This window comes from Aeromonas sp. DNRA1, assembly GCF_963888745.1.
In the GTDB taxonomy this organism is placed as follows: Bacteria; Pseudomonadota; Gammaproteobacteria; order Enterobacterales; family Aeromonadaceae; genus Aeromonas; species Aeromonas hydrophila.
Window position 1 is genome coordinate 59,783 of the sequence record NZ_CAWPKQ010000006.1, and the last position, 25,235, is coordinate 85,017.

Here is a 25,235-nt window from a genome sequence, read left to right on the forward strand (position 1 = left end):
AATGAGCCCGCTGGGCATTCAGGGAGTAGAGACATGCCGAAGTTGAGATCCGCCACCACCACCCACGGACGTAACATGGCCGGGGCCCGCGCCCTGTGGCGCGCCACCGGAATGACCGATCAGGATTTCGGCAAGCCCATCATCGCTGTGGTCAACTCCTTCACCCAGTTTGTGCCGGGTCACGTCCACCTCAAGGATCTGGGCCAGCTGGTGGCGCGCGAGATTGAAGCCGCTGGCGGCGTCGCCAAGGAGTTCAACACCATCGCCGTGGATGACGGCATCGCCATGGGCCACGGCGGCATGCTCTACTCCCTGCCGTCGCGCGAGCTGATTGCCGACTCGGTGGAGTACATGGTCAACGCCCACTGCGCCGATGCTATGGTCTGTATCTCCAACTGCGACAAGATCACCCCGGGGATGCTGATGGCTGCCCTGCGCATCAACATACCGGTGATCTTCGTCTCCGGCGGCCCGATGGAAGCGGGCAAGACCAAGCTCTCCGACCAGATCATCAAGCTGGACCTGGTGGACGCCATGATCCAGGGCGCCGACCCCAAGGTTTCAGACGCCCAGAGCGAACAGGTGGAGCGCAGTGCCTGTCCCACCTGCGGCTCCTGCTCCGGCATGTTCACCGCCAACTCCATGAACTGCCTGACCGAGGCGCTGGGTCTGTCCCAGCCTGGCAACGGTTCGCTGCTGGCAACCCACAGTGACCGCGAGCAGCTGTTCAAGCTGGCGGGCCAGCGCATCGTGACCCTGGCCAAGCGTTGGTATGAGCAGGACGATGCCTCGGCACTGCCGCGCAACATCGCCACCAAGGCGGCGTTCGAGAATGCCATGGCGCTCGACATTGCCATGGGCGGCTCCACCAACACCGTGCTGCACCTGCTGGCGGCGGCCCAGGAGGCGGGCGTCGACTTCACCATGGCCGACATCGACCGCATGTCGCGCAAGGTGCCCCAGCTCTGCAAGGTGGCGCCCTCCACCCAGAAATACCACATGGAAGACGTGCACCGCGCCGGCGGGGTGGTCGCCATCCTGGGGCAGCTGGAAAAAGCGGGCCTGGTGCACGGGGATACCCGCAACGTGCTGGGCACCTCGCTGGTGGAGCTGCTGGCCGAATACGACGTCAGCCGCCAGCCGAGTCAGGAGGTGGTGGACTTCTATCGCGCCGGGCCGGCCGGGATCCGCACCACCAAGGCGTTCAGCCAGGATTGCCGCTGGCCGGAGCTGGATCTGGACCGCGCCGAAGGCTGCATCCGCTCGCTGGACAACGCCTACAGCCTGGAAGGGGGCCTGGCCGTGCTCGCCGGCAACCTGGCGCTGAACGGTGCCATCGTCAAGACCGCCGGGGTGGATGAGGAGAACCTCACCTTCCGTGGCCCGGCCCGGGTATTCGAGAGCCAGGATACGGCGGTTGCCGGCATTCTGGATGGCACCGTCAAGGCCGGTGAGGTGGTGGTGATCCGCTACGAAGGGCCGAAAGGGGGTCCAGGCATGCAGGAGATGCTCTACCCCACCACCTATCTGAAATCCATGGGATTGGGCAAGGCGTGTGCCCTGATCACCGATGGCCGCTTCTCCGGCGGTACCTCGGGTCTCTCCATCGGCCACGTCTCGCCGGAGGCGGCCTCCGGCGGCACCATAGGTTTGGTGGAGGATGGCGACATCATTAACATCGACATCCCGGCCCGCAGCATGGTGCTGGAGGTGGCCGACAGCGTGCTGGCCGCCCGCCGCGTCGCCGTCGAGGCCCGTGGCTGGAAGCCGCTCGATCGCCAGCGTCAGGTCTCCTTTGCCCTGCGCGCCTACGCCATGTTCGCCACCAGCGCAGATAAAGGCGCGGTGCGCGATCGCTCGATGCTGGGGGAATAAACCATGGTCTCTGCAGCGGATTATCTACGCAAGGTGTTGCTCTCCCCCGTCTATGAGGCGGCGCGGGTCACCCCCCTGCAAACCCTGAAGAAACTCTCCGAGCGGCTCGGCAACCACGTCAGCCTGAAGCGGGAGGACCTGCAACCGGTCCACTCCTTCAAGCTGCGCGGCGCCTACCACAAGATCGCCACTCTGACCGAGGAGCAGAAGGCGCGCGGCGTCATCGCCGCCTCCGCCGGCAACCACGCCCAGGGGGTCGCCCTGTCGGCCGCCAAGCTCGGTATCAAGGCGATCATAGTGATGCCCAAGACCACGCCGGACATCAAGATCGACGCGGTGCGCCGTCAGGGCGGTAACGTCATGCTGTTTGGCAACAGCTTCGACGAGGCCTACGGCGAGAGCCGCCGCCTCGCCGAGTTGGAGGGCTACACCCTGATCCCGCCGTTTGACGACGTCGAGGTGATCGCCGGCCAAGGCACCATCGGCAAGGAGCTGCTGGAGCAGGATACCCACCTCACCCACGTGTTCGTGCCGGTGGGTGGCGGCGGACTGGCCGCCGGGGTGGCGGTCTACATCAAGCAGCTGCTGCCGGATGTGAAGGTGATCGGGGTGGAGGCGGAGGGCTCCGCCTGCCTCAAGGCCGCCCTGGCGGCCGGTGAGCCGGTCAATCTGGAGCGGGTCTCGCTGTTTGCGGACGGGGTGGCGGTCAAGCGCATCGGCGAGGAGACCTTCCGCCTCTGCAACCAGTATGTGGACGAAGTGGTGACCGTCTCCAACGACCAGATCTGCGCCGCACTGAAAGACATCTTCGATGACTGCCGCGCCATCGCCGAGCCGTCGGGGGCCCTGTCGCTGGCGGGCCTCAAGGCCTACAGCGAGCGGGAGCAGGTCAAAGGTGGTCGGATGGCGGCCATTTTGTCCGGTGCCAACGTCAACTTCCACAGCCTGCGTTACGTGTCGGAGCGCTGCGAGATCGGCGAGAAGCGCGAGGGCATGCTGGCGGTGACCATCCCTGAGCGCAAGGGGGCCTTCCTCGACTTCTGCCGTCAACTTGGGCCGCGCATGGTGACCGAGTTCAACTATCGTTATGCGGATGCCGAGCAGGCGTCGCTGTTCGTCTCGGTGCGCCTCACCGGCGGTGACGAGGAGCTGGGCCAGATCATCGATCAGCTGGGCGGCAACGGCTATCCGGTGGTCAATATGACCGAGAGCGAGCTGGCCAAGAACCACGTGCGTTACATGATTGGCGGCCGCCCGGCCCGGCCCCTCGGTGAACGCCTCTACAGCTTCAAGTTTCCGGAGCAGCCTGGTGCCCTGATGCGCTTTCTGGAGACCCTGGGCTGTCGCTGGAACATCAGCCTGTTCCACTACCGCAACCACGGCGCCGACTACGGCCGGGTGCTCTGTGCGTTCGAGCTGCCTGATGAAGACGTGGCGGCCTTCCACGACTACCTGCACGAAATTGGCTACGGCTGGAAAGAGGTGAGCGATGACCCCGCCTACCGGCTGTTTTTGGCCAGCTAGGTGCGTTGCAAGCAGCAATGAGGGAGGCCATCGGCCTCCCTCTTTCATGGTGCTGGCCGGCACATCCGCAGATACCCCCTGCATGGGGCCTTTTCCTGCCGGGAATGCCGGGCGCTTCACACTCTTGAGTCCCAAGTCATTTGAGGCTGGCAACAGATGGGATAACCTGATGGACGGGGCCGGGTTTGCCCCATCAGGGAAGAGAGGCGCAAGAGCGCCCATCACGACTCATTGCAGAGGCTTTCACCATGAACAAATCGATACTTGCCGTGCTGGTCAGCGGCCTGCTCGTCAGCGGGGCCGTGCAGGCTGCCGCTCAGGACAACACCTGGTACGCCGGCGGCAAGGCCGGCTGGTCCAAGTTCTTCGACGTGGATCAGAAGCAGGTCGTCTCCGACACCCTGGGGGCGCTGCAGAACACCAGCACCAGCAAGGATACGCTCGGGCTGGGCGCCTTTGCCGGTTATCAGCTCAACCCCAACCTGGGCTTCGAATTCGGTTATGACTGGTTCGGCAAGTACACCTCGTCCGGCGAATTGAGCGGGGTGAGGGTGGAAGGGGAAGCCAAGAGCCAGATGATCCAGACCACCATGAAGATAGGGTTCCCGGTCAACGATGCGCTGGATCTCTATGGCCGGATCGGCGGTGGCTACGCCTGGACCAACAGCGAACTGTCGGCCCAGACAGCCACCGACTTCATCAAGGATACCGGCAACAAGCATGGCGCCGTGTTCGTCGGGGCGCTGGGGGCCGAATACGCCATCGACCGTGACTGGGCCGCCCGCCTCGAATACCAGTACACCACCCCGCTCGGGGATACCTCCCTCGATCGTGCCGGCATCGAGATGGACAACGGCATGCTGGCCTTCGCCATGCTCTATCGCTTCGGCCAGCAGGGCGGCGAAGTGGCGGCGCCCGCCCCGGCCCCGGCTGCGGCGCCTGCTCCCGCCGTGGTGGTGGTGCCCAAGACCTTCAGCCTGAGCTCGGACGTGTTGTTCGAGTTCAACAAGGCGACCCTGAAGCCGGCTGCCAGCCAGGCGCTCGACAACCTGTTCAGCCAGATAGTGGCGGCCAATCCGAAAGACGGGGTGGCGACCGTGATCGGCCACACCGATCGCATCGGCTCCGACGCCTACAACCAGGCGCTCTCCGAGCAGCGCGCTCGCAGCGTCGCCGACTATCTGATCGCCAAGGGACTGTTTGCCGACAAGGTGCGGGTCGAGGGGCGCGGCAAGTCTTCTCCGATCACCGGCAACAACTGCAGCAGCGGCTCCAAACCGGCGCTGATCGCCTGCCTGGCACCAGATCGGCGGGTGGAAGTGCGGCTGGAAGGGGTCTCCCAAGCGGCGCAATGACCACGGTGACAGCATGAACGACAAGGGAGGCTCAGGCCTCCCTTTTCATTGCCGCCAGCGGGAGCGGTTATACGCAGAGGCCGATGCAGCAACCCCCTGATATAGCCAATCGGTGTTAAGGCCACCCCGGCAGCTGGTCGATAACTGACCAGATGTATGGCGCCGAGGGCGAAGATATGCGCATCGATCACTACGACCTCCAGGGGGAGGTGCAATACCAGCAGCAACAGGCGCAGTCCCGCAAGGTGCGCCGGCTCGGTCCCGTGCCGGCAGCCAGCCAGGTGCAGTCCCAGGCCACGGTGCCGGCGGACTCGACGCCTGCGATCGGCGGTGGCAGCCAGCTCACCTTCACCCGCAGCAGCCTGCTGACGCTGCAGATGGCCAGCCGTACTGCTGCCGGCCCGGTGCCAGCCGCCCCGACACCGGCACCCGCCAAGCCTGCCGAGACCGACAAGGGCGAACAGGATGGCATTCCCAACGACGGGCTCGACAACCGCCAGCGGCTCATCAAGCTGATGATCGAGGCGATGCTGGGCCACGAGATAGAGTTGCCGGACCCGATAAAGCCGGCCGAGCAGAGCGCGGAGGGAGTCTCCGCGCCGACGGGCGAGGGGACCCAGCCCGCCGCCGAGCCGGATCAGCTGGTGGAGGTGACCGACAGCCTGCTGCAAAAAGAGCAGCTCAACGTGGTGGCGGCGGCGAACTTGCAGACCCAGGATGGCCAGACCCTGCAGCTGGATCTGGGTTTTGTGCTGGACTGGCGCCAGCTCGACATCAGCCAGCGTCGCACCACCCTCAATGCCCTCAAGGATCCGCTGGTGCTCAGCCTGGACGGCAAGATAGCCGGTCTGACCGACGCCCGGGTCAATTTCGACATCGATCAGGATGGCAAGGCGGACAGTCTGCCCGGCCTGAGTGAAGGGAGCGGCTTCGTGGCGCTGGATCGCAACGGCAACGGCACCATAGATGACGGCGGCGAGCTGTTCGGGGCCCGCTCCGGCAACGGTTTTGGCGAGCTGGCGACCCTGGATGAGGATGGCAACGGGGTACTGGACGAGCGGGACAGCCAGTTCTCGGCGCTGCAGTTCTGGCAGCCAGAACAGTCCCCCATCGCCCTGGTGGAGCTGGGGATCGGCGCCATCCTGCTGCATCCTCTCGATACCCCCTTCAACCATCTGGGGGAAAGCGGCAATCAGGGGGTGTTGCGCCAGTCCGGTCTCTATGTGACCGAGCAGGGCAAGGGAGGCTGGGTGCAGCAGGTCGACCTGCGGGTCTGAACCCGGCACCCGCATGGCAAACCCGGCCGCTGGCGCCGCACGTCGGCGGCCGTTTCCCCCTCTGCGACCAGAGCCTGACTCAGTTCAGCTCGGTGGGGTCGATGTCGAGGCTCCAGCGTACCCGCTTGGTCTCGGGCCACCCCTCCAGCTCCTTCACCGCCCAATCCAGCAACTGGGCCAGTGGCGCCCGGTTGGGCCCCTGCACCAGCAACTGCATGCGAAACTTGCCCGCCTTGCGCTCCATGAAGCCGCTGATGGGCCCCAGCACCTGAACATGGGGATAACGGGCGCTGCGCAGGGTATCGGCGAGGCGGCTGAGGAACAGCTGCACCTCGTCGCGGCCGTTGGCCTCGGCCCGAAACAGCCCCTGATAGCTGAACGGTGGCAGCCCCAGCAGGCGGCGCTCTTTCAGCGCCGTGTCGGCGAAGTGGCCATAGCCGTTCTGGGTCAGATCCTGCAGCAGGGCGTGCTCCGGATGGTGGCTCTGCAGCACCACCAACCCCGGCTTGCTGGCGCGGCCGGCGCGGCCCGCCACCTGGGTGTAGAGCTGGGCCAGCTTCTCGGCGGCGCGAAAATCGGCACTGAACAGGGCACCATCCACATCCAGCAGCCCGACCAGCGTCACGTCCGGGAAGTGGTGGCCCTTGGCCAGCATCTGGGTGCCGATCAGGATCTTGTACTTGCCCGCTTTGATGTCGCCGAGGTGGGTCTCCAGCTCCCCCTTGCGCCGGGTGTTGTCCCGATCGATGCGCACCACCGGATATTGCGGGAACACGGTGCCGAGCAGCTGCTCCAGCTGTTCGGTGCCCACCCCGGAGCCGATCAGCTCGTTGCTGCCACACTCGGGGCAGTGATGGGGCAGCGGGCGCACGCTGTCGCAGTGGTGGCAGTGTAGCCGTCGCCCGGCCTGATGCCAGGTGTACCAGGCATCACAGCGCTCGCAGGCGGCGCTCCAGCCGCATTGGTGGCAAATCAGAGCCGGGGCATAGCCACGACGGTTGAGAAACAGCATCACCTGGTTGCCCGCCACCAGATGTTCCGCCATCAGCTGCTCCAGCTGAGGGGAGAGACCGGCCTGCAGCCGCACGTTCTTGATGTCCAGGATCACCTGGCGGGCGGTCTGGGCATTGCCGGCGCGGCGAGTGAGAGTGAGGTGGTGATACTTGCCAGTGCGGGCGTTGTGCAATGTCTCCAGCGACGGGGTGGCCGAGCCGAGCAGGATGGGGATGCCGGCGCGATGGGCCCGCATCACCGCCAGATCCCGCGCGTGGTAGCGAAAACCGTCCTGCTGCTTGAAAGAGCCGTCGTGCTCCTCGTCGATGATGATGATGCCGAGGTTGTGAAACGGGGTGAACACCGCGGAGCGGGTGCCGATCAGGATGGCGGCGCCACCGTCGCGGCAGGCCAGCCAGGCATCGAGCCGCTCCCGATCGTTCATGGCCGAGTTCATCGCCACCACCGGCACGTTGAAGCGGCGGCGAAAGCGGTTGATGGTCTGCGGAGTGAGGCCTATCTCGGGCACCATCACCAGCGCCTGTTTGCCCGCCTTGAGCAGGGGCTCGAGGATGCTCAGGTAAACCTCGGTCTTGCCGGAGCCGGTGATGCCGTCCAGCAGGAAGGCGCCGAACCTGTCGCTCTGGCTGGTGACAGCAGAGACCGCCAGCGCCTGCTCGCCGTTGAGGCGCAGCCCCTCCCCCGGCTCAAAACGGGCGACCCAGTCGCCGTCATGGCTCGGCTCCAGCGAACGCTTCTCCAGCAGCCCTTTCTTCTCCAGCGCGGTGAGTGCTGCACTTTGGATCTCCTCCTGCTTGAGGGCGGAGGGGGTCTGCGGCCCCTTGCGCAGCAGGGCGAGCGCCTGCTGCTGCTTGGCCGCTCGCTTGAGCTCGTTGAGATCGACCGCCATGCCGGCCTCGGTGGCGAACCAGAATTCCAGCTCGCGATAGGCGGCAGGCTCCCCCTTGCGCACCAGCACCGGCAGGGCGTGAGGCAGTACCTCTCCCAGCGGGTGCTGGTAGTAGCTGGCGCTCCAGTTCATCAGCGCCAGAATGTCGGGCCCCAGCACGGGAGCGCCATCAAGCACGCGTTTGATCGGCTTGAGCTTATTGCGCGGTACCTGGCTGTCGGCCGAGTGATCCACCACCAGCCCGACCAGGGTTTGCGGGCCGAACGGGATCTCGACCCGGCAGCCGGGAGCAGGCAGAGGCAGGGGGGAGAGATAGTCGAAGTGACGGCGTAACGGCACCGGTACAGCCACACGAACCAGATCCAGCGTTTGGGAAGAATTCACCAGAGATTGCCTATTTTTTCTGCGAAGCCACTTGCCTGAACTCAGGCATTTCCTATATTATTCGCAGCCTTTGAAACTGTGTTCAACAATCGTGTGGTGTCCGACAGAAGATCGGATAGCGACACGGCCTGATAATTGAGGTTGTCCATGAAAGCTGGTATCCATCCTGACTACGTAGCCATCACCGCCAAGTGCTCTTGCGGTAACGTCATCAACACCTTCTCTACCCTGGGTAAAGATCTGAACCTGGACGTGTGCTCCGAGTGCCACCCGTTCTATACCGGCAAGCAGAAAGAAGTTTCTAGCGGCGGCCGCGTAGACAAGTTCAACAAGCGTTTCGGTGCGATGACCACCAAGAAGTAATTCTACTTCTGAAGAATTCTGAAAAAGGCGCCCAATGGGCGCCTTTTTTATTGGTCGGCGTTCTGTAACGGCCCGCTTTGCCCTATGGTGGGACTCTCCTTTCTCCCTTTGCGGGAGCGGGGTCGGATATGAGGGGCGGTAACATGGGCAAGACAGGGAGTGGGCAGATGCGTGATTGTCTGGTGATGGGGGCGGCGGGCTACATAGGTTCTTATCTGGTGCCCCATCTGCAAGAACTGGGTTATCGGGTGATTGCCGGGGCGCGGCGCCCCTGCCGTCTGCCGCCCGGGGTGGAGTTTCGCCTTGCCGACAGCCTCAAGCCGATCACATTGCTGCCTGCGCTGGCAGGCATCGACACCGTCTTCTATCTGGTGCACGCCATGGGAGCGGGGGCCGACTTCCACCGGCTGGAGCAGCAGGGGGTGAAGAACTTCGCCGCCGCCGCCCGCGCCGCCGGGGTGCGTCGCATCATCTATCTGGGCGCCATCCAGCCGGCGCAGTGCAACAGCCGCCACCTCAACTCCCGCCGTTATTGCGGCGAGCTGTTTCGCGAATCTGGCGTACCGACGGTAGAGCTGCGCGCCGGCATCATAGTGGGGCCCGGCTCGGCGGCGTTTGAGGTGATGCGGGATCTGGTGTTCAACCTGCCGATGATGGTGACGCCCAAGTGGGTGCGCTCGCGTACGCCGCCCATTGCGCTCTCCAACCTGCTGCACTATCTGGGCGGGCTGGTGGAGGCCGACGGGGTGGACGGCCAGATCTTCAACGCCGCCGGTCCCGAGCTGCTCAGCTATCAGCAGCAGTTGCAGAAGTTCGCCGCCCACATCGGCAAGCGTTGCCCCATCATCCCGCTGCCGTTTCTCAGTCCGCGCCTCTCCGCCTGGTGGCTGCAGTTTGTCACTTCGGTGCCGCAGCCGGTGGCCAAGGCGCTGGTGGGTGGCCTCAAGCACGACATCCCGGCCGACGACGGCCCGCTGCGGGCCCTGCTGCCGCAAACCCTGCTTAGCTTCGACGAGGCGCTGGCGGAGAGTCTGGCGCTGGAGCAGAAGCTGGGCGCCGAGCAGCAGGGGGAGGAGACCCCGCTCGGCCTGCGCTGGCGCCATCCCGAGTACGGCTTCTATGACCGCACCGCCAGCGGCGATGCCATCTGCCTCGCCTCGCCCGAGGTGGTGTGGCAGGTGCTGCAACAACTGGGGGGCGAGCAGCGCTACTTCTACATGAACCAGCTGTGGGTGGTGCGGGAATGGATGGATCACCTGATTGGCGGCCCGGCGCTGACCCGTGGTCGCACCAATCCGGATCGCTTCGTGAAGGGGGACATGCTGGACTCCTGGCAGATCCTCGGGGTGGATGAGGGGAGCAGGCTCGATCTGCTGTTCAACATGAAGGCCCCCGGCGTCGGCCGGCTGGAGTTGAACATACTGCCGGAAGAGTCGGGGCTGACCCGCATCAAGGTGACTGCCCACTGGCATCCGCAGGGGGCCTGGGGGCTGGCCTACTGGCTCGCCATGCTGCCGTTCCACCTCTTCATCTTTCAGGGCATGACGGAGGCGATCGCCAGACAGGCGGAGGCGAAAGCCGGCATTCCGGTGATGGGGTGAAACCATATCTATAACTAAATGGGTATTTGTGGTTGGCATGACATGCTAATTACTGGCTTGTCAGTGGCTGGGTGACGATACTTTCCTCTGTGAAAGCCCGATGGTTTTCTTTATGATCCCCAGCCCTCGCCCGTGGGCGAGCCAATGCACCACTCAATTCACTACCGTATCGGGGTCCCCCATGTCCGATCAGCGTCACGATCTTCGTCAACAAGCACTCGATTACCACGCCCAGCCCGTGCCGGGCAAAATCGCCATCGCCCTCACCAAGCCCGCCGAGACCGCCCGCGATCTGGCGCTGGCCTACAGCCCGGGCGTTGCCGAGCCGGTGCGCGAGATCGCCGCCAACCCGGCCGATGCCTACCGCTACACCGGCAAGGGCAACCTGGTGGCCGTCATCTCCAACGGTACTGCCATCCTGGGGCTGGGCAATCTGGGCCCGCTGGCCTCCAAGCCGGTGATGGAGGGCAAGGCCCTGCTGTTCAAGCGCTTTGCCGGCATCGACGCCATCGACATCGAAGTGAAGCACGAGACCAGCGCGCAGTTCATCGACACGGTTGCCGCCATCGCCGACACCTTCGGCGGCATCAACCTGGAAGACATCAAGGCACCCGAGTGCTTCGAGATCGAACAGGCGCTGATCGAGCGCTGCGACATTCCGGTGTTCCACGATGATCAGCACGGTACCGCCATCGTCACCGCCGCCGGCCTGCTCAACGCGCTGGAAGTGCAGGGCAAGCAGATTAGCGACAGCCGCATCGTCTGCATGGGTGCCGGGGCTGCTGCCACCGCCTGCATGGACCTGCTGATCAAGTGTGGCGCCAAGCCCCACAACATCTTCATGCTGGATCGTCAGGGCGTCATCCACAGCGGTCGCACCGATCTGAACCAGTACAAGCAGCGCTTCGCCAACGACACCCCCCTGCGCACCCTGATGGAGGTGATCGACGGGGCGGACGTGTTCGTCGGCGTCTCCGGCCCGGATGTGCTGCCCGCCGAGGCGGTGGCCCTGATGGCCGCCAACCCGGTGATCTTCGCCTGCTCCAACCCGGATCCCGAGATCAAGCCGGCGCTGGCTCACGCAGTGCGCGGTGACCTCATCATGGGCACCGGTCGTTCCGACTATCCGAACCAGATCAACAACGTGCTCTGCTTCCCCTTCATCTTCCGCGGTGCCCTTGACGCTCGTGCCAGCCGCATCAACGATGCCATGAAGATCGCCGCGGTCGAGGCGATCCGCGCGCTGGCCAAAGAGCCGGTACCGGCCGAGGTGCTGACCGCCGCCGGCGTCAGCGAGCTGGCCTTTGGCAAGGACTACGTCATTCCCAAGCCGATGGATGCCCGTCTGCTGCCGCGCGTCGCCCGTGCCGTGGCACTGGCGGCGGTGGAGTCCGGGGTGGCCCGCGTTGCCTTGCCGGCGGACTACATGCTGGGTTGAATCACTGCACCCGCGCACAGAAAACAAAAGGGGCCCCATGTCGGGGCCCCTTTTCATTACGGGAAGCTTGTTGGTCGATTACTTGGTCTTGGGAGCAACCTTGACGGCCGGCGCCTTGGCGTGGGCAGCCTTGTGGTGTTTTTTCACGACCTTGGTCTGGGTAGCCTGGGGAGCGGCAGCCTTGGTCGGGGTGGCAGCCATGGTGAAGCCGGAGGTCAGGGCGAAGACAGCAGCCAGGCTCAGGGGGATCAGCTTGTTCATATTCCAGTTCCTCATTCGGGTTGATGACATGGAGCGTTTCTCCATGACTTCATCCTAGGGCTGTTCGACCTGCGGTTCAGTGAGTGACTGGTGACGGTTTGTATCCAAATGTACAGGCAGCATCAGGCAGAAACGGGCACCGCTGCTGCTGGGCAGCAGCTGCACTTCGCCGCCGTGGTGGCGGGCGATGCTGCGCACGATGGCCAGCCCCAGCCCGGCGCCGCCGGTGCGTCGGTCGCGGCTCTGATCCAGCCGCACGAAGGGCTCGAAGATCTGCGGCGCCAGCGCGGGATCGATGCCGGCGCCGTCGTCGGCCACCTCCAGCAGATAGTGATCCTGCTGACGCGCCATGCTGAGGGTCACCCGGCCGGCGGCGTGGCGCAGGGCGTTGCCGATGAGGTTTTCCAGCGCCCGATCCAGCAGACGAGTATCGCCGCGCCAGGGCAGGGCCATGGCCGGGCGCACGAAGTCGAGCCGCTTGTCCGGCCGCAGCGCCTGCCAGTCGGCAAGGCGGCTGCCGGCCCAACTGCCGAGCTCCAGCTCGCTGCATTGCAGCGGCAGCTCGGGGCGATCTAGCCTGGCGTAGGTGAGCATCTCCTCGATGAGGGCGTCCAGCGCGCCAAGATCCCGCTCCAGCCCCTGTTGCTCCTCGGCCGAGGGCGCCGGATCCAGCATGGCGAGCCGGTAGCGCAGCCGCACCAGCGGGGTGCGCAGCTCGTGGGCGATGGCATCGGTCAGCTGCTTACGGCTGGCCAGCATGGCCTGCAGCTGCTCGGTCATCTGGTCGAAGGTGCGGCCGACCCGGCCCAGGCTGCTGCCGGGTGGCAAACGGGTGCGGCAGGAGAGATCGCCGTCGCCGACCCGGCGGGCGGTCTGTTCGAGCTGTTGCAGGCCGCGCCAGTGCGGGCGCAGCCAGAGCAGGATCGGCAGCCCCAGCGAGAGACCGATGACCAGTAGCAGCCCCACGTCGACCCAGTGCAGTTCGTGCAGGTAGGAGAGATAGGGCACGGGGCCGACGATCAGCACCTGATCGGTGCCCGGAATGCGCTGCAGGAAGGTGTCATCCTCCTCGACGATGACGATGTTGCCGGCCTCCAGAAAGGCCTGATCCTCGTTGGCCAGCGGCTGGTTGGCGAGGGCGCCGATCTGCAGCGGCAGGGTGAGCTGGCGGCTCTGCTCCGCCGTGCGGGCGGGCCAGTGCTCCGGCGGCAAGCGGGCCAGCTCGCCGGTGAGCAGGCCGAGGGAGCCCTGCATCATCCGCTCCAGATAGCGATCTCCCGCCCGTTCGGCGGTGACCTGATAGACCATGCCGACCAGCAGAATGGCCAGGGTGAAACAGCCGATCAGCAGCAGATAGAACTGGATAAACAGGCGGCGCATGGGGGCTCTCCTCTTGCCTGGATTACGTCTGGGCATTGCCTTGCTGCCCCCTCATCCCCAACCCTTCTCCTGCAAGGGGAGAAGGGAGCAGAGAGCATCAAGGTCATTCGGCGGGGCTTATTCCCAGGCCTGGGGTATTAGCAGGTAGCCCTTCTGGCGCACTGTCTTGATGCGGGTCGGGTTGCTGGTGTCGTCCCCCAGCTTGCGGCGCAGGCGGGAGATGGCCACGTCCATGCTGCGATCCTGGCCGTCGTAGTCGCGACCGCGCAGGCTGCGAAACAGCGCCTCCCGCCCCAGGATCTGGCCGGCGTGGCAGGCCAGCTCCCACAGGAGATCAAAATCGGCGGTGGAGAGCGGAATGCTGTCGCCGTCAAGGCGCACGTCCCGGCCCGGGCCGTCGATCTGCAGCCGGCCGAACTGCAGGCGCTGGGGCGGTGTGCTGGCGACCACGGGTTGCGGGGCCTGCTGCCCCTGCTGGCGGAACTGGACCCGCAGCCGGGCCAGCAGCACGGGGGGCGGCGTGGTCTTGAGGATGTAGTCGTTGGCGCCCAGCTCCAGGCTCAGGATCTGGTTCATGTCGCTGTCCAGCGAAGTGAGCATGACGATGGGGCCGGCAAAGCGAGGGCGCAGATCCCGGCACAGGGAGAGACCATCCTGACCAGGCAGCATGATGTCGAGCAGCACCAGGTCCGGCTGCTCGGCCTCGACCCTGGCCAGTGCCAGATCGCCCCTCGGCTCCAGCAGCACTTCCATGTCGTGGCGGGCCAGCCAGCTGCTGATGAGCTGGCCTATCTCGGGATCATCTTCAACAAAAAGAATGCGTTGCATGGTGGCATGACACCCAGACTGTGGCGCGGATGCGCGTGCCGCCAGCATAGCGGCTCCGGCCGCCCCATGCACAGGGTTAAATAATCAAACAGGGCCCGCGGGCCCTGTCTTGCTGGTCGAGCGGGGCGTCGTGCCCCGGCGGCATCAACCCGCCTTGCGTTTGAGATAGACCCCGGCTTCCATGTGGTGAGTCCAGGGGAACTGATCGAACAGGGCGAAGCGGGCGATCTCGTGGGTTTCGCCGAGCACCGCCATGTTGGCCTGCAGGGTCTCGGGGTTGCAGGAGATGTAGAGGATGTTGTCGTAATCCTGCACCAGCTTGACGGTGGCGTCGTCGAGGCCGGCCCGGGGCGGGTCGACGAAGATGGTGTTGCACTGGTAAGCGGCCAGATCCACCTCCTTGAGGCGGTTGAACTCCCGCTCGCCGCGCATCGCCATGGTGAACTCCTCGGCCGACATGCGCAGGATGATCAGGTTGTCGACGCCGTTGGCGGCGATGTTGAACTGGGCGGAGTCCACGCTCGGCTTGGCGATCTCGGTGGCCAGCACTTTGCGGAAGTTCTGCGCCAGGGCGATGGAGAAGTTGCCGTTGCCGCAGTAGAGCTCCAGCAGGTCGCCCTCGCTCCCCTTGGTCACGTCCAGCGCCCAGCCCAGCATCTGTTCGTTGATGGCGGCGTTGGGCTGGGTGAAGCTGTTCTCCACCTGCTTGTAGACCAGCTCGCGGCCCTGCACATTCAACCGTTCGATGACGAACTCCTCCCCCAGGCAGATCTTCTGCTTGTGGGCACGGCCAATCAGCTGCAGCTCGAATCCCTTGGCCCGCAGGTCGGCCTGCAGCGCTTCGGCAGCCTGCTGCCACTCGCTCTCCAGCTTGCGATGGTAGAGCAGGCTGACGCAGATCTGGCCGGACTGGGTGGAGAGGTAGTCGATCTGGAACAGCTTGCGGCGCAGCACGGGGTGCGGGCGCAGCCCTTCCAGCAGCACCGGCATCAGCTGGTTGATGAGACGGCTGGCGGTGGGGAACTGGTCAACCCGGATGATCTCCTTGGTGGCCGGCGCATACATGCAGTGGTACAGGTCGTCACCGTCGTGCCAGATGCGAAACTCGGCGCGCATCCGGTAGTGTTCGGCGGGGGAGGCGTGCACTTCCAGCGCAGGCAGGGTGAAGTCGGCAAACAACCCGCAGAGGCGCTCGCGCTTCTCGTCGAGCTGGGCCTGGTAGTCGGCCGGGGTTCGAAGGGGCGCCGGGTCGGCGGAAACCTGCTGGGATTGGGTCATGATTTACCTCACATGCACACCGGTCTGGCCGGGTCGAAATCGGGGGAAGCCTGCAGCCACCCAAAGGGGCCCGATTTTAAAAGGCCGCCGCAGATTGTCCAGTATTTTGTGGTCAAGAAGTGTGCAGTCAGGCCGATAGCTGATCTACAGGCATGGTGGGAGGACACATTATGCAGATCGACGGAGTGGGCGCGGCCCAACCCAAGGGAGTGGGTGTTGCTCCCAAATCGCCCCAGCAGGCGGACTCGAAGCCGGTAAGCAACGGGGATGAAGTCTCGTTGCACAAGGCGCCAAAATGGGCGCAGGTGCTGGTGCAGCAGGCGCTGCAGTTCGCGCTGGAGATCAATGGTCAGGGTTACAAGGCGCCCAAGGCGCAGGATCAGCCGGAGGCGGTGACCCCGAATACCCTGTTCGACTTTCAGTCGGTGGCCGACAACGTACTGCAGTTCGTCACCGGCCGGCTGGGGTCTGCCCGGGCCGACGGCAAGTCGGATGACAGCCTGACCGGCATGATGGAGCAGGCCCGCAAGGGGGTGGACAAGGGCTTTGGCGACGCCAGGAAGCAGCTCGGCGATTGGGCAGACAACGAAGACATCAAGACCGGCATGGATCAGAGCTACAAGCTGATCCAGGAGGGGCTCGACCAGTTCGAGAAGGAGTTCTTCGGCAAGGTCTCCACCACCGACATGGGCCAGGCCGAGATGGCCAGCCGCCAGCAGGGCTCGTTGGAGATCCAGACCAAGGATGGCGACAAGGTGGTGCTGCGCTTCAACGACAGCTGGCAGACCAAGTCCCAGAAGGATGACAGCGGCAGCCAGTTCAGCCTCAAGTCGAGCCAGAGCTTCAGCTTCTCGCTGGAGGGCAACCTGAGCAGCGAGGAGATGGACTCCATCGGCAAGCTGGTCAAGGGGATCGATGATCTGGCCGGCAACTTTTTCTCCGGCAATTTCGACGACCTGTTGAAGAAGGCAGGCGAGCTGAAGCTGGATGACAGCCAGCTGGCCTCCTATTCGCTCAAGCTCAAGCAGAGTCTCAAGCTGAGCCAGACCTATCAGGGGGCGCACTCCCTGCAGGAGATGCTCAAGCCGCTGGCGGACTACCTGCCCAAGCTGGATCAGGTGCAGCAGCAGGCGGATTCTCTGCTGCCGGCATCCCAGCAGCAGGCGCTGACGCCGGCGGTGCTGGCGGCTCGTGGCCAGAGCGATCCGGCCCAGGTGGGCAGCTTCACCAGCTTCAACCAGCGGATGCTGGATGCGCTGCGGATGATCGGCCAGTTCCAGCCGGCGACGGATGCCAGCAGCAAGAGCGTCTGAACCGTTTCGAATCGAGGACCATGACCGGCCGTTTGCCAGCTCCTGCGGGGGCTGGCAAACTGGCCTTTTTCCCGATCCGGCCAGCCCATGAACCCGAAAAAGCCCAGAGACAAGCGCGAGCTTTGCTACCCCTTCATCTTCGAAACCCAGTTCCAGTGTGACTACGAGATCGCCACCGACGAGCTCTGCTGCCAGGTGGGCGCCGTATTGTCACACCTGGCTCCGGAGGCCGAGATTGCGCCCATGCAGGCGGATCTCGCGGCGCTGCAGCGGCTTATCTACAACCTCAACGGCTCGGTGCGCGGCAGGCTCGGCATCTTCGAGGAGGATCTGGCGTGGCTGAAGGGGCGTTACGATCACTACAACGAGGCGAGCCGCGGCCGGGTCAACGGTTTCGTGCTGCCGCAGGGGCCGCAGCCGATCCCTACCCTGCACCTGTGCCGCTGCGGCAGCAAGAAGGTGGTACGGCTGCTGGTGCGGCTGGAAGAGAGCGGGGTGCGCTTCGACCCCATCCTCTATCGGTTTGCCAACCTGCTGGCCAACTTCTTCTTCGTGCTGACCGTCTACCTCAAGCAGTTGTGGCAGGTGGACGAGGTACCCTACGTCAGCATCAACTACTGAATACGGCCAAAAAAGCTTTTGTTTTTCATGAAGATCAAACACGATCATCCCATTTGTCGGTCGCCGGGATGGTTCCGGTAGCGCAGTGGGGAAGGTCATGACCATGCTTCATCTCAGTGGCAGTTCGTTCTTGATGCCGGGCAACCTCGCCTGGCGCCCCCTGGCTGAATACGGCGAAGTGCAGGTGGCCCCCCATGGCCAGTGGTTGCAGACCCTGATGCACCAGAGCGCCGATGCCGCGGCCGGGACCCACATCATCATCTGGCTGTGGGAAGATCTGGTGCCTGCACGGACATTGCAGGAGTGGGGCCGTCTGGCGCAGGACGAGCAGCAACTGGCGGTTGCCGCCTTTGTCGACGCGCTCTGCTTGCCTCTGTTGCAGCATCTGCAGCGCCGCCCGCAGGATCACCTGCTGGTGGGGGCCTGCAGCCATGCGCCGCTCTGTGTCTATGGCCCGGCCCCTGCCGTGCTCGCCGCGCTGGCCAGTGCGTTCGAGCAGCAGATGGCCCGCCTGCGCCTGCAGCAACCGGGCCTGGACGACCTGCACCTGCCGCTCTGGCTGCAACAGCATGGCCGCCAGCACTGCTTCGATCGGCGCAACCTCTATCTGATGTCCTGCCCCTTCTCCATGGCAGGTCTGGCCAGCCTGGCGCAGTGGATTCTTCCCTTGCTGCAGCGGTTGCAGCAACCCGCCCACAAGGTGCTGGTGCTCGACTGCGACAATACCCTGTGGGGCGGCGTGGTCGGCGAAGACGGTGTCGGCGGCGTCCTGCTGGGACAGGACGGGATGGGCCGGCTCTACCAGGCCTTCCAGCAGGCGGCCAGCCACTGGCACGGGCAGGGCATAGTGCTGGCGCTCTGCTCCAAGAATCTGGCGGACGATGTGTGGCGGCTGTTTGACGAGCATCCGGGCATGGTGCTGACACGGGCGCAAATCGCCGCTGCCGAAATCGGCTGGGAGCCCAAATCCCAGGGGTTGCGGCGGCTGGCCGCCCGCCTCAATGTCGGGCTGGACAGCCTGGTCTTCTGGGATGACAGCGAGCTGGAGCGGGCCGAGGTGCGGGCCAACTGCCCCGAGGTGATGGTGATGACCCCGCCGGCCGATCTCTGGAGCTGGCCGGATGCCCTGCTGACGCTGCCAGCCCTGTGCAGTCGCCACCAGAGCCGTGATGACGGCCTGCGGCAGCACTCCTATCAGGCCCAGGCCGAGGCCGAGGCGGTGCGCCGGCAACTGGGCGACGAGCACGCCTTCCTGCGACAATTGGCGCTGCAGGCTGACTGGCAGCCGTTCTCCCCGGGCAACCAGTTGCGAGCCGAACAGCTCAGCCAGAAGACCAATCAGTTCAACCTCTCCGGCCGCCGCTATCAGGCGGCGGAGCTGGCCCGGCTGGCCGCCGAGGGAGGCGACGTCTGGCTGGCCAGCCTACGAGACAGGTTCGCCGATCACGGCATGACGGCCCTGCTGGTGGTGCGCTCGCTCGATGAGGGCAGGGCGCTGCTGGATACCCTGGCCATCAGCTGCCGGGTGCTGGGGCGCGGTTTTGAATACTGGCTGCTGGCGCAACTGGCAAACCATCTGCGGGCACAGGGCGTGACCGAGCTGGTCATCAGCCTGGTTGCCACCACCCGCAACCAGCCGGCACGGGATTTTCTGGCGAGCCTGCCAACCCGGCCGATAACCACTCCAGCGGGGTTGCTGCCGCTGGCGGACGAGGTTTTCCTCAGTCTGGATCTCTGCTCTCTTTCTCTCCCGTTTTTGGAGTTCTACGCCCATGAATGACCTTATCGCGCTGGCACACCAGCAGTTCCCCCAGGCCAGCGTCAATGCACAGTCTGCCCTCGGCAGTTGTCCCGAGTGGGATTCTCTGGGTCACTTCAACCTGCTGTTGCTGGTCGAACAGCACTATGCCGTGCGGTTCGAGCCGCACGAGCTGGCCGAGTTGAAGAGCCTGACCGACATCCAGCAAGCCCTGCTGCGCAAAGGGGTTGCCGTGTGAAACAGGCACTCGAGCAGGCGCTGACCGAGCTGGGGATCCCCAGAGGCGGCGCTCTGATGGTGCACTCGGATGCCATGGTGGTGGCCCAGTTTGCCGGCATGGGCAACGCCGCGGGTATCGCGGCCTTCTGGACATGCCTCGAGCAGTGGCTGGGCGGGCACCTGCTGGTGCCGACTTTCAGCTACAGCCCGATGGCGGACGAGTGCTTCGACCCTGCGCAGACCCCGAGCAAGGTGGGCTTGATGACGGAGCTGTTCCGCCAGCGAGAAGGGGTGGTGCGCACACTGGATCCCGTCTTCAGCATGGCGATCAGCGGCCCGCAGGGGCCTGCACTGGTGGCGCGGGAGTGTCACGACTGCTTCGGTCAGGAGAGCCCGTTCGGCTGGCTGGCTGAGCAGGATGGTTGGCTGCTGGGGCTGGGTTGCCACCCCGACCGCATCACCTTCACCCACTACGTGGAGCAGCGGCTGGCCGTCTCCTACCGCTATCACAAGATGTTTGCTGGCCGGGTGTGCGTAGACGGCGGCGTGCGGGAGTGGCAGGCGGATTACTATGTGCGCGATCTGTCGCTGGCCAGCGAAATCGACCTCTCCCGGCTGGTGGCCCTGCTGCAGGAGCGGGGTGCCTGGCGCCAGACGTTGTGCCAGCGGGTGCCGGTCTGGGCGGTGTCGTGCCGCGACTTCATCCTGGCTGCCAGCGAGTTGCTGGCAACGGCCCCATACGCCCTGATCCGGGCGGGAGGAGAGTCCCATGCAGTTTGATCACATCGGACTGGTGGTGCCGGACCTGGCTAGCGGTGTGGCCTATTGCCGCGACGTGCTGGGGCTGAGCCGCTGCTCGGTTGCGGTGGAAGATCCGCTGCAACGGGTCTGGGTGCAGTTCGTGCATGACGACCATGGCCTCTGCTACGAGCTGGTCGCCCCGGCCTGCGAGGAGAGCCCGGTCGCCCAGGTGCTCAAGACCCGGCGCAACGTCATCAACCACCTTGCCTATCGGGTGAGCAATCTGCAGGAGAGCGCCGAACGGCTGCGCACACAGCGCCACCTGCCCCTCGGACCCAGCCAGCCTGCCATCGCCTTTGGCGGCGCCCACGTCCAGTTTTTCCTGAGCCCCCTTGGCCACATTGTCGAATTGATCGAGGCATCCACCCCATGAGTTTTTCACCCAAGAGTGGCTATCTGCCCACTGACTGGGACGACCAGGCACAAGTCGGTGAGCAACTGCATCGACTGCTCACCCTGCTGTTTCCGCTCAACCGCAGCCTGACCGGGGACGGGGTACGGCAGTCGCTGGCCCTGTGGCGCGAGCACTGTCTGCCCGAGCTGAAGATCCATGAAGTGGCCAGCGGCACCGAGTGCTTCGACTGGACCGTGCCTGACGAGTGGAACGTGCGGGAGGCCTACATAGTGGGGCCGGATGGACGCAGGGTGGCGGATTTCCAGGACCACAACCTGCATCTGGTCGGCTACTCGGAGCCGGTGCGCTGCACCCTCTCGCTGGCCGAACTGCAGCCCCATCTTCACTCTCTGCCCGAGCAACCGGACGCCATTCCCTATGTGACCTCCTACTACAAGCGTCGCTGGGGCTTCTGTCTGCCCCATCGGCTGCGTGAGGCGCTGCCGGAGGGGGAATATCAGGTGGTGATCGATGCCACCCTGGCACCGGGCTCGCTCACCTATGGTGACTGGGTGCTGCCGGGGGAGAGCGAGCAGGAGATCCTGCTGTCGAGCTACACCTGTCACCCCTCCATGGCCAACAACGAGCTCTCCGGCCCCTGTGTCGGCGTCTTCCTGATGGCCTGGCTGGCGTCACTGCCCACACGCCGTTACAGCTACCGGCTGATGCTGGTGCCTGAAACTCTGGGGGCCATCGTCTATCTCTCCCGCCATCTGGACCAGCTCAAGCAGCGCACCTTGGCCGGCTTCAACCTGACCTGCCTTGGCGATGATCGCAGCTACTCCTTCCTGCCCTCACGCCAAGGCAACACGCTGGCGGATCGCATCGGTCGCCATGTGCTGGGTCATCTGGCGCCGGGTTACAAGGCTTACAGCTTCCTGGAGCGGGGCTCCAACGAGCGGCAGCTGTGCGCGCCCGGCATCGATCTGCCGGTTACCTCGGTGATGCGCAGCCGATACGGCTGTTATGCCGAGTACCACACCTCGCTCGATGACCTCTCACTGGTAACGCCGGCCGGTCTGGCCGGCGGCTTCCTGGCGCTGCGCCGCGCCATCGAGTGTCTGGAGCTGGACGAGCGCTGCGAGGTCACCGTGCTGGGCGAGCCCCAGCTTGGCAAGCGAGGGCTCTACCCGGACTTGTCGACCCGCTATTCGGGCTGGCAGGTGAGGGAGATGATGAATCTGCTGGCCTATAGCGACGGCAGGCTGACCCTGTTCGAGATTGCCGAGACCATAGGGGCGCCGTTCTGGCGGGTGGAGCCGCTGGCGCGGATGTTGCTGGATGCTGGGCTGCTGCGTCGTCTCAGCCCGCAACCGGACTACTCGATCACCAGATAGGCTGGCCCCGGGTTGTGCGGGGTGCGGCGGATAGCGTAGCGATCCAGCCCCAGCACCTCCTTGAGAGCCAGGGTCTCCCCCGGAAAGGCGGGCCAGTTGAGCTCATCGAATGCCAGCACTGATCCCTTGGTCAGGTGCGGTTTGATGAGCTCGAGGCAGCGGCGGGTCGGCTCGTAGAGATCAAAGTCAAAATAGGCCAGCGCGACCATGGTCTCCGGCTGACGAGCCAGATAGGCCGGCAGCGTCTCGGTCACATCCCCCTTCACCAGCTCATGCTTGACGATGTGGTCCAGCGGGCTTTCCGCCTCATGGGCGGCGAGCAGTTGGGCTAGATGCTGCTCATAGCCCGGCGTCACCCCGTAGGCACCGGGCTGGATGGCGGCATCGCTGCCATCTTGCGGAGCGTGGGAAGGGAAGCCGCTGAAGGTATCGAATCCCACCAGCTTGCGGTTGTAGTTGTAGGGCTCATACATGCCGCGAAACGAGGAGAAGAGCGCCAGGTTCTGACCCCAGCGGGTACCGAAATCCATGATGACGCCGTGGACCGGTACGATCTTCTGATACAGCTCGTGCATGAACAGGATGCGGGAGAGCGACTGGCGCTTGAGGTAGAGGCCTAGGTTGTTCTGCAGCTCGGCCGCGGGCAGCGGGCTGGCGTGCAGCAACTCGCTGAAGGTCTGGCGACGTGACAGCTCCTGCTCGGAGGCGTTGGAAATGGCCTTGATCATCAATGGTCTCCTGTGGTGGTGTCGCCGGTCGGGGTCGACAGGCAGTGCACCACTTCATATTCGAGGTAGTCGGCCAGCCCCAGCCAGTCCTGGCGCTCCTGGCACTGCAGCAGGGCGGCTACCAGTCCGGGTGGCAGGTTGCCCTGCTCGGTGAGCACCTCTTGCAGCAGTTCCGGCAATGCCTGACTCGCGGCGACCGACTGCCCCAGCCGAAACTGGTGTGCCAGGGCGGTTAGGCGGGTGATCTGGCCGTTTTTCATTGCACGTACTCCGGGTGATAGCGGCAGCCGGCGATCTCCGCCCCTTCCCGGCTGCAGTTCCAGAACTGCACCTCGGGGTGGCGCGCTATGTAGCGCTCGAGCTCGGTGCGGTAGGCGGAAAAGTTCGGATTGGTCTTGACCCGCCGGCCATGACCGTCGAGGGTCCAGCTGAGTGCCAGCGCGGCGCTGGGACCGAGGGCACCGTCGGCCCAGCCCGAGTGGGTGAGCTCGCCGGGAAAGGCGAAGTCGGTACCCAGCAGGATGACCTGGTGGCAACCCATCTGCACGGCGAGATCCACGGCGGGATGAATGACGCTGCCGCCCGAGTGCAGCACGCCCTTGGGGAGCGTCTGCCGCAGCTGCTGATACATGGGGCTGCGGGAGTAGGCGGTCTTGCGCGGCCCCTGCCAGGCCAGCAGGGCTGCCGTGGGAACCGTGGGGTAATAGACCAGGGTGGTCTGGGCCGACTGGGCGGCGGGCAGCCGGTTGCCGTCGATGGCGTCATCGATGGTGACGACGATGTCGGGTCGGATGCCGTGGCCAAGCAAAAACGCCAGCGCGGTATCGACGCTGATCAGCAGGAAATCCTGCCGGCGGCGCTGCAACTGGGCCTGCAGGGTGGTCAGGTTGTGCTGCAGGGTCGGGCCGCTCGCCACGATCAGGGCCTGCTTGCCCTGAGCCAGACCAAACAGGGAGGCCACATCGCCGTCGCTGGCCAGCAGATCGCGGTTTTCGGCCAGCCGCCTAGTGACGTCGGGGTGCTCGGCATCGAACCTGGCCCGGGCGAACGGCAAGTCTATTTCACTCACCAGCCGGTCGCGGATGCGGGCGGCGGCATCTTCCACCAGCAGCAGCTCGGGCGGCAGGGCGAAGAAGGGCAGCCGCACCTCGCTTTCGTCGCCGGCCATCATCAGCTCGACCCTGGGATCCGTCAGCCAATCTTGCTGGTCCAGCAGCCGCAGCACCAGGGCAAACAGGGCGCCATTCATGATCTTCACTTCCAGCCGCTTGAGGCTGCTGCGCCCCAGCAGGGCGCGCGGCAGATCGCCAAGCCCGGTGCCGTAGAGGTGCAGCACTGGCTGCTCGGGCAGGCTGGCGGCCTGCAGTTCAGCTTCTTTCACCCGGTCGTGCCGGCTGGTGAGCTGGATGCCGTGGAGGCTGAGGGTGGAGCCGAGCCCCTCGGTCAGCTCGACCGGCTGGCTTTCAACGTCTTGTGCCAGCAGGCGGGGCCAGAGGGCGGGCCAGCGCTGGCTGATGAGCCTGCCATGCTGGTTGAAGAGATCATCACTCATCGTTATCTATCCACTCCCAGCTCAGCGGTTGATTGGCGCTCAAGCTGCGGTTGACCCGCTTGCCGATGAGTCGATCGTAATCGGCGGGGGGCAGGCCGAGGGCGGGGCGCACCGACTTGATGTGCGCTGCGGTGAGCACCTCGCCGGCTGCTATCTCCTTGACCAGATAGAGGGAGCGGCGAAACGCGCGGTTGCCCTGTTCACTGGCGGTGAGCTGGTAATCGGCCACTCCGAGCGCGGCATGGGCGGTATTGACCGAGGTCACCAGCTCGGTGAGTTCGGCCGGTTCCATGGAGAAGGCGCAATCCGGCCCGCCATCGGCGCGGGCCAGGGTGAAGTGTTTCTCGATGAGGGTAGCCCCGAGCGCGGTGGCGGCGATGGCCGTGGCCGATCCCAGGGTGTGATCGGAGAGCCCTACCTCGACCCCGAAGCGCTGGCGCAACATAGGGATGGTACGCAGGTTGTACTCGGCTGCCGGCGCCGGATAGCCGCTGACGCAGTGCAGCAGGGCCAGCTGGCCGTTGCCGTGCTTGAGCGCCATCTCGACCGCGGCGGCGATCTCGGCCTCGTTCGCCATGCCGGTGGACATGATGAGTGGCTTGCCGGTCTGGGCGGCGTAGCGGATGAGGGGCAAGTCCACCAGCTCGAAGGAGGCGATCTTGTAGGCCGGGCAGTCGAGGGATTCCAGCAGATCCACCGCACTGAAGTCGAATGGGCTGCTAAAGACCGTCAGTCCCAGCTCGCGCCCCTTGGCAAACAGCGCTTGGTGCCACTCCCAGGGGGTGTGCGCCCACTCATAGAGGTCATAGAGGTTGTGGCCATCCCACAAGCCGCCATGGATCTGGAACTCGGGCCTGTCGCTGTTGAGGGTGATGGTGTCTGGCCGGTAGGTCTGCAGCTTGACCGCACTGGCCCCGGTCTCCTTGGCGGCGGTCATAATGGCCAGTGCACGCTCCAGGTTGCCGTTGTGGTTGGCCGACAGCTCGGCGATCACATAGGGAGCCTGCGTCGGGCCGATGGATTGATGGGCGATCTGCATCTGTG

Annotated in this window: 23 protein-coding genes; 14 read left to right on the forward strand and 9 right to left on the reverse strand. The window is 65.0% G+C overall.

Annotation, left to right across the window (positions count from 1 at the left end; translation table 11 throughout):
• Positions 1 to 33 precede the first annotated feature (33 nt).
• The 4 genes from ilvD to AACQ43_RS18340 all read left to right on the forward strand — a co-directional run bounded on the left by ilvD (position 34) and on the right by AACQ43_RS18340 (position 6,031).
• Entirely contained in the window at positions 34 to 1,875 is a 1,842-nt protein-coding gene (ilvD, locus tag AACQ43_RS18325; RefSeq protein WP_024945527.1) for a dihydroxy-acid dehydratase, read from the forward strand.
• A 3-nt stretch (positions 1,876 to 1,878) separates the two neighbouring features.
• A complete protein-coding gene (ilvA, locus tag AACQ43_RS18330; protein ID WP_168968155.1) occupies positions 1,879 to 3,399 on the forward strand; it encodes a threonine ammonia-lyase, biosynthetic in 1,521 nt (506 codons plus the stop codon).
• Between the two features lie 248 nt (positions 3,400 to 3,647).
• The gene (gene ompA, locus AACQ43_RS18335) at positions 3,648 to 4,754 is read left to right on the forward strand and encodes a porin OmpA (RefSeq protein WP_168968159.1); all 1,107 of its coding nucleotides are present in this window, start codon (positions 3,648 to 3,650) and stop codon (positions 4,752 to 4,754) included.
• Positions 4,755 to 4,906: 152 nt separating this feature from the next.
• Complete coding sequence (locus tag AACQ43_RS18340; protein ID WP_168968161.1) at positions 4,907 to 6,031, forward strand: hypothetical protein; 1,125 nt, start codon at positions 4,907 to 4,909, stop codon at positions 6,029 to 6,031.
• Between the two features lie 79 nt (positions 6,032 to 6,110).
• On the opposite strand, the gene priA is transcribed toward AACQ43_RS18340, so the two are convergent.
• The gene (gene priA, locus AACQ43_RS18345) at positions 6,111 to 8,318 is read right to left on the reverse strand and encodes a primosomal protein N' (RefSeq protein ID WP_168968163.1); all 2,208 of its coding nucleotides are present in this window, start codon (positions 8,316 to 8,318) and stop codon (positions 6,111 to 6,113) included.
• 147 nt (positions 8,319 to 8,465) lie between these two features.
• Here priA and rpmE point away from each other — a divergent pair, with 147 nt between their 5' ends.
• The 3 genes from rpmE to AACQ43_RS18360 all read left to right on the forward strand — a co-directional run bounded on the left by rpmE (position 8,466) and on the right by AACQ43_RS18360 (position 11,720).
• Positions 8,466 to 8,681, forward strand: coding sequence for a 50S ribosomal protein L31 (gene rpmE / locus AACQ43_RS18350; protein WP_016352348.1), 216 nt, complete (start codon positions 8,466 to 8,468; stop codon positions 8,679 to 8,681).
• 167 nt (positions 8,682 to 8,848) lie between these two features.
• On the forward strand, positions 8,849 to 10,282 hold the full coding sequence (locus tag AACQ43_RS18355; RefSeq protein ID WP_168968164.1) for a DUF2867 domain-containing protein: 1,434 nt from the start codon (positions 8,849 to 8,851) through the stop codon (positions 10,280 to 10,282).
• 181 nt (positions 10,283 to 10,463) lie between these two features.
• The gene (locus tag AACQ43_RS18360; RefSeq protein ID WP_168968165.1) at positions 10,464 to 11,720 is read left to right on the forward strand and encodes a malic enzyme-like NAD(P)-binding protein; all 1,257 of its coding nucleotides are present in this window, start codon (positions 10,464 to 10,466) and stop codon (positions 11,718 to 11,720) included.
• Positions 11,721 to 11,798: 78 nt separating this feature from the next.
• Here the strand turns inward: AACQ43_RS18360 and AACQ43_RS18365 are convergent, their stop codons facing one another.
• The 4 genes from AACQ43_RS18365 to trmA all read right to left on the reverse strand — a co-directional run bounded on the left by AACQ43_RS18365 (position 11,799) and on the right by trmA (position 15,467).
• Positions 11,799 to 11,981: a hypothetical protein gene (locus tag AACQ43_RS18365; RefSeq protein WP_010635722.1), complete on the reverse strand. Its 183-nt coding sequence runs from the start codon at positions 11,979 to 11,981 to the stop codon at positions 11,799 to 11,801.
• A 54-nt stretch (positions 11,982 to 12,035) separates the two neighbouring features.
• The gene (gene rstB / locus AACQ43_RS18370; protein WP_168968166.1) at positions 12,036 to 13,361 is read right to left on the reverse strand and encodes a two-component system sensor histidine kinase RstB; all 1,326 of its coding nucleotides are present in this window, start codon (positions 13,359 to 13,361) and stop codon (positions 12,036 to 12,038) included.
• Between the two features lie 117 nt (positions 13,362 to 13,478).
• Positions 13,479 to 14,189: a two-component system response regulator RstA gene (gene rstA / locus AACQ43_RS18375; RefSeq protein ID WP_168968168.1), complete on the reverse strand. Its 711-nt coding sequence runs from the start codon at positions 14,187 to 14,189 to the stop codon at positions 13,479 to 13,481.
• Between the two features lie 144 nt (positions 14,190 to 14,333).
• Positions 14,334 to 15,467 carry a tRNA (uridine(54)-C5)-methyltransferase TrmA gene (gene trmA, locus AACQ43_RS18380; RefSeq protein WP_168968170.1) on the reverse strand — a complete coding sequence of 378 codons (1,134 nt, stop codon included), beginning with the start codon at positions 15,465 to 15,467 and terminating at the stop codon, positions 14,334 to 14,336.
• 170 nt (positions 15,468 to 15,637) lie between these two features.
• On the opposite strand from trmA, the gene AACQ43_RS18385 reads away from it, so the two are divergent.
• The 7 genes from AACQ43_RS18385 to AACQ43_RS18415 all read left to right on the forward strand — a co-directional run bounded on the left by AACQ43_RS18385 (position 15,638) and on the right by AACQ43_RS18415 (position 21,911).
• Entirely contained in the window at positions 15,638 to 16,780 is a 1,143-nt protein-coding gene (locus AACQ43_RS18385) for a DUF5610 domain-containing protein (RefSeq protein ID WP_168968172.1), read from the forward strand.
• 87 nt (positions 16,781 to 16,867) lie between these two features.
• Positions 16,868 to 17,401: an ATP--cob(I)alamin adenosyltransferase gene (locus AACQ43_RS18390; RefSeq protein WP_168968174.1), complete on the forward strand. Its 534-nt coding sequence runs from the start codon at positions 16,868 to 16,870 to the stop codon at positions 17,399 to 17,401.
• A 97-nt stretch (positions 17,402 to 17,498) separates the two neighbouring features.
• Positions 17,499 to 19,181, forward strand: coding sequence for an HAD-IIIC family phosphatase (locus tag AACQ43_RS18395; protein ID WP_168968176.1), 1,683 nt, complete (start codon positions 17,499 to 17,501; stop codon positions 19,179 to 19,181).
• On the forward strand, positions 19,174 to 19,398 hold the full coding sequence (locus AACQ43_RS18400) for an acyl carrier protein (RefSeq protein WP_168968178.1): 225 nt from the start codon (positions 19,174 to 19,176) through the stop codon (positions 19,396 to 19,398). The genes AACQ43_RS18395 and AACQ43_RS18400 overlap by 8 nt, the downstream gene beginning before the upstream one ends.
• A complete protein-coding gene (locus tag AACQ43_RS18405) occupies positions 19,395 to 20,159 on the forward strand; it encodes an AAC(3) family N-acetyltransferase (protein ID WP_168968180.1) in 765 nt (254 codons plus the stop codon). Before AACQ43_RS18400 ends, AACQ43_RS18405 begins: the two co-directional genes overlap by 4 nt.
• The gene (locus tag AACQ43_RS18410; RefSeq protein WP_168968182.1) at positions 20,149 to 20,553 is read left to right on the forward strand and encodes a VOC family protein; all 405 of its coding nucleotides are present in this window, start codon (positions 20,149 to 20,151) and stop codon (positions 20,551 to 20,553) included. Before AACQ43_RS18405 ends, AACQ43_RS18410 begins: the two co-directional genes overlap by 11 nt.
• Complete coding sequence (locus tag AACQ43_RS18415) at positions 20,550 to 21,911, forward strand: DUF4910 domain-containing protein (protein ID WP_168968184.1); 1,362 nt, start codon at positions 20,550 to 20,552, stop codon at positions 21,909 to 21,911. Before AACQ43_RS18410 ends, AACQ43_RS18415 begins: the two co-directional genes overlap by 4 nt.
• Here AACQ43_RS18415 and AACQ43_RS18420 read toward each other — a convergent pair.
• The 4 genes from AACQ43_RS18420 to pseI are packed head-to-tail and all read right to left on the reverse strand — an operon-like array spanning position 21,893 to position 25,230.
• Entirely contained in the window at positions 21,893 to 22,639 is a 747-nt protein-coding gene (locus tag AACQ43_RS18420) for a crotonobetainyl-CoA--carnitine CoA-transferase (RefSeq protein ID WP_017787046.1), read from the reverse strand. The two genes, AACQ43_RS18415 and AACQ43_RS18420, sit on opposite strands and share 19 nt — an antisense overlap.
• Positions 22,639 to 22,899, reverse strand: a complete 261-nt coding sequence (locus AACQ43_RS18425; protein ID WP_168968186.1) for a hypothetical protein — start codon at positions 22,897 to 22,899, stop codon at positions 22,639 to 22,641. Before AACQ43_RS18425 ends, AACQ43_RS18420 begins: the two co-directional genes overlap by 1 nt.
• Positions 22,896 to 24,191, reverse strand: a complete 1,296-nt coding sequence (locus AACQ43_RS18430; RefSeq protein ID WP_168968188.1) for a motility associated factor glycosyltransferase family protein — start codon at positions 24,189 to 24,191, stop codon at positions 22,896 to 22,898. Before AACQ43_RS18430 ends, AACQ43_RS18425 begins: the two co-directional genes overlap by 4 nt.
• On the reverse strand, positions 24,184 to 25,230 hold the full coding sequence (gene pseI, locus AACQ43_RS18435; RefSeq protein WP_168968190.1) for a pseudaminic acid synthase: 1,047 nt from the start codon (positions 25,228 to 25,230) through the stop codon (positions 24,184 to 24,186). Before pseI ends, AACQ43_RS18430 begins: the two co-directional genes overlap by 8 nt.
• Positions 25,231 to 25,235 lie beyond the last annotated feature (5 nt).

Coding starts and splice junctions, on each gene's coding strand:
- ilvD (WP_024945527.1), top strand. CDS start 34: ATGCCGAAGTTGAGATCCGCCACCACCACCCACGGACGTAACATGGCC.
- ilvA (WP_168968155.1), top strand. CDS start 1,879: ATGGTCTCTGCAGCGGATTATCTACGCAAGGTGTTGCTCTCCCCCGTC.
- ompA (WP_168968159.1), top strand. CDS start 3,648: ATGAACAAATCGATACTTGCCGTGCTGGTCAGCGGCCTGCTCGTCAGC.
- AACQ43_RS18340 (WP_168968161.1), top strand. CDS start 4,907: ATGTATGGCGCCGAGGGCGAAGATATGCGCATCGATCACTACGACCTC.
- rpmE (WP_016352348.1), top strand. CDS start 8,466: ATGAAAGCTGGTATCCATCCTGACTACGTAGCCATCACCGCCAAGTGC.
- AACQ43_RS18355 (WP_168968164.1), top strand. CDS start 8,849: ATGCGTGATTGTCTGGTGATGGGGGCGGCGGGCTACATAGGTTCTTAT.
- AACQ43_RS18360 (WP_168968165.1), top strand. CDS start 10,464: ATGTCCGATCAGCGTCACGATCTTCGTCAACAAGCACTCGATTACCAC.
- AACQ43_RS18365 (WP_010635722.1), bottom strand. CDS start 11,981: ATGAACAAGCTGATCCCCCTGAGCCTGGCTGCTGTCTTCGCCCTGACC.
- rstB (WP_168968166.1), bottom strand. CDS start 13,361: ATGCGCCGCCTGTTTATCCAGTTCTATCTGCTGCTGATCGGCTGTTTC.
- rstA (WP_168968168.1), bottom strand. CDS start 14,189: ATGCAACGCATTCTTTTTGTTGAAGATGATCCCGAGATAGGCCAGCTC.
- trmA (WP_168968170.1), bottom strand. CDS start 15,467: ATGACCCAATCCCAGCAGGTTTCCGCCGACCCGGCGCCCCTTCGAACC.
- AACQ43_RS18385 (WP_168968172.1), top strand. CDS start 15,638: ATGCAGATCGACGGAGTGGGCGCGGCCCAACCCAAGGGAGTGGGTGTT.
- AACQ43_RS18390 (WP_168968174.1), top strand. CDS start 16,868: ATGAACCCGAAAAAGCCCAGAGACAAGCGCGAGCTTTGCTACCCCTTC.
- AACQ43_RS18395 (WP_168968176.1), top strand. CDS start 17,499: ATGACCATGCTTCATCTCAGTGGCAGTTCGTTCTTGATGCCGGGCAAC.
- AACQ43_RS18400 (WP_168968178.1), top strand. CDS start 19,174: ATGAATGACCTTATCGCGCTGGCACACCAGCAGTTCCCCCAGGCCAGC.
- AACQ43_RS18410 (WP_168968182.1), top strand. CDS start 20,149: ATGCAGTTTGATCACATCGGACTGGTGGTGCCGGACCTGGCTAGCGGT.
- AACQ43_RS18415 (WP_168968184.1), top strand. CDS start 20,550: ATGAGTTTTTCACCCAAGAGTGGCTATCTGCCCACTGACTGGGACGAC.
- AACQ43_RS18420 (WP_017787046.1), bottom strand. CDS start 22,639: ATGATCAAGGCCATTTCCAACGCCTCCGAGCAGGAGCTGTCACGTCGC.
- AACQ43_RS18425 (WP_168968186.1), bottom strand. CDS start 22,899: ATGAAAAACGGCCAGATCACCCGCCTAACCGCCCTGGCACACCAGTTT.
- AACQ43_RS18430 (WP_168968188.1), bottom strand. CDS start 24,191: ATGAGTGATGATCTCTTCAACCAGCATGGCAGGCTCATCAGCCAGCGC.
- pseI (WP_168968190.1), bottom strand. CDS start 25,230: ATGCAGATCGCCCATCAATCCATCGGCCCGACGCAGGCTCCCTATGTG.